The sequence below is a fragment of the Thermogemmatispora sp. genome, from assembly GCF_019683755.1.
Taxonomy (GTDB): Bacteria; Chloroflexota; Ktedonobacteria; order Ktedonobacterales; family Ktedonobacteraceae; genus Thermogemmatispora.
In genome coordinates, this window is sequence record NZ_JADGHT010000455.1 from 1 (window position 1) to 3,068 (window position 3,068).

At 56.5% G+C, this 3,068-nt stretch carries 1 protein-coding gene and 1 pseudogene; both read left to right on the top strand.

The annotated features are described in order from the left end of the window. Window positions 1–285, top strand: a pseudogene (locus IRZ24_RS18675) (peptide ABC transporter substrate-binding protein); the annotation flags it as partial. A 515-nt stretch (window positions 286–800) separates the two neighbouring features. After that, entirely contained in the window at window positions 801–2,519 is a 1,719-nt protein-coding gene (locus tag IRZ24_RS18680; protein ID WP_297167737.1) for a peptide ABC transporter substrate-binding protein, read from the top strand. Window positions 2,520–3,068: the final 549 nt, after the last annotated feature.

Sequence of the window (3,068 nt, forward strand, 5' to 3'; positions counted from 1 at the left end):
CCCTATAATCAGGTGAACTACGGTCAGAACAACTCGTCCGATCGTCTCCAACAGCAGGCCACTCAGAAACTGTTAGAGGTGGCCGATACCCTGCCCGATTCTAATGCGCGCCTGCAGGCTTACCAGAACGCCGAGCAGCAGCTTGTCAACGACGTCGCCTGGCTGCCTATCACCCAGGTGCGCAGCGCCTATGTCCTCAAGCCCTATGTACAAGGCTTCGTTTTGAATGCGCAGTTGCAGGTACCTCCCGACGATTGGTCTCAAGTGTACATCAGCGTGCACTAGCGAGAGCCTCAGCGGCCACGGGATGAGACGTCGCCGATCAAGTTCGTCACCACACCGCTAACAGCGCAGGCAGAGGCAAGCAGCCGCTCTCTGCCTGCGCTCTCCATTCCCTCTATCCTTCCGGTAGCTGCCTTCTAGATCCTGGGGCCTGCTCAGAGAGGCGAGAGATTGGCTGTCGACGAGACGTATGTAATAGTGTCTTTCACCCTTCTCGGGTAAAAGCCAAGCCACTCTACTCAGAGCGATGCAGCTACTCAGGGTGCCAGTGCCACGCACAAGGAACAGTCATGCTGCAGTTCAGCCCCGAAAAAGGGCCGTTCTCTTTGCGTGCCGTGTCTCTCTCATAGCACCGCACGTACTCAGTTTCTCGGATCGGTTATTACCACCCTGCTGTCTCTGCCCGGAAAGAGAGATAGCAGGAACTTGAACGTTGGTAACTGCCAGGCGCAGATCCGGCCCATAGAGGCCGGCTGCTGCAGTGGCTTACGTTCATCGTCTAATGAGGAGTACGATCCATGTCCGCGCTACGCAAGAGAACCTACCCGCTGGGTCTCGCCCTCACCCTCGTTTGTCTACTTACGCTCTTGCTGACCGCTTGCGGCGGTGGCACACAAACGACCTCGACGCAGAAAGCTCCAGCGAGCAAACAGGTCTTCGTCTACCCGGAGGCCGGAGTTACCGACATCGCCACTTTCGACCCCGGTCTCTCAACTGATCTTTACTCGATTCAGGCCATTGATATGGTCTTCACCGGCCTGGTACAGCTCGACAACAATCTCACTGTTCAGCCGCAACTGGCCGCCTCCTGGCAAAGCTCCGACGATGGCCTGACCTGGACCTTCCACCTGAAACCGAATCTGAAGTTCAGCGACGGTACCTCTCTCACTTCGCAAGACGTGGCCTACAGCATCGATCGGGCCTTGCAGCCGGCAGAGCACTCGACTACAGCCCCCATCTATCTGGCCCTGATCAAAGACTCTGACCTGTTACAGAAAGGGAAGATCAAGACCATCATCAACGATAGCATCCAGACCCCTGACCCCAACACTGTGGTCATCACTATCAAAAAGAAGGCCGCCTACTTCCTGGACGCCCTCACCTACTCCTGCTCCTACGTCGTAGAAAGGAAGCTGATTGATAAATACGGCAAGAGCTGGACTGACCATCTCGACGAGGGTGGCGGTGCCGGCCCCTTCAAGGTGCAATCGTACCAGCACGGCAAGCAGATTGTCTTTGTCCCCAATCCCAACTACTACGGCCCCAAGCCCCAGCTGCAGAAAGTCATTTTCCCCTTCTATCAGAAGGTAGAGACCGCCTATCAGGCCTACCGCAGCGGACAGGTCGATGAAGCAGGCGTGCCTAGCCCTTACATCGACCAGGCGCGTAAAGGGAAAGACTTTCACCTGGTTCCTCAGCTATGGATCAACTACTATACGATGAACTACCTGGTCAAGCCTTTCGACAGCATCAATATCCGTCGGGCCTTTGCCCTGGCCATCAACAAGAACGAAATTGTCCACGCTGTCTGGAAGGATACCCTTATTCCCACTAATCACATCGTGCCCCAGGGGATGCCGGGCTATAACCCCAATCTCAAGGGGCCGGATGGTACAACCAGCACCGCCGGGAATCCTGCCTTGGCCAACCAGTATCTGGAGGCAGGCCTGAAAGATGAAGGGCTAAGCAACGTCTCGCAGTTGCCAACGATTACCTTAACCTACTCCACTGGCTCCGCCGACTCTGATCGTGAGGTCGCCGCTCTGGTCCAGCAATGGCAGACGGTACTTCACATTAGCGTCAAGGCCCATGCAGAGGACTTCAACAAGCTGCTCGAAGACATCGTCGCCGCGACCAATAACCCGCGTGGCCTGCAGTTCTGGGGCATCGCCTGGATCGCTGACTATCCCGACCCGCAAGACTGGCTGACGCTCCAGTTTGATGCCGGGGTGCCGAACAACAACATGAACTATGGCCAGAACAACAGCCCCGATGCCAGACAGCAGCAGGCTACCCAGAAGCTGCTAGAGCAGGCCGATGCCATGCCTAACGGTCCAGCCCGCTACCAGGCCTACAACAAGGCCGAGCAGCAGCTTGTCAATGACGTCGCCTGGCTGCCAATGGAGCAAGTCCAGGCTGCCTACGTAGTCAAAACCTATGTTCACGGCTTCTTCTACAATCCGCAGCAGCTGATTCCGCCTGACTACTGGTCGCAGATTTATATCACTCAGCACTAACCCGGCCTTCACGATAGGCTCAGGTTCGTCCCGTCCATCGCACTGGCACCTGAGAATAGCTGGAAGCGAGGATTGGCCATGCGGCAGCTTAGCCAGGCCGGCAGCTCACCAGCCCTTGCCTGAGCTGGCGGGCGGAGCGACCAGTCCTTCAGCGCTCACGCCTGGCGGAGCAGGAGTCGAAGCACTCCTCTCCCCAGGCTCTCCATCTTTTCTCTTACTCCTCCCTTCAGCCCTTGACCGCTCCTCGATCGCTCCTTATAATAGCCCCTGGTTGTCCGTCTGTCTGTTCTTCTCTCTTCTCTAGCCTGTTTTCCTGCTTGACCCAGCAGCCAAGGTAGTGCCATCACTGCGACCACACACGCACGTAGTAGGCCAGCGCCCAATCAGCAGAGGCCAGCAGCCCAGCCAGAGCAAGAGAGGGTGGGAAGCTGTTCTACGCGCATGTGAGCAATGCAGACAGGCGAGCGTAATAATATGATGGCAGAAGCATAACCTCTAGCTTGACAAGCCTGATAGCGCTCCTTAAAATAAGGGACAAGATACGTCATG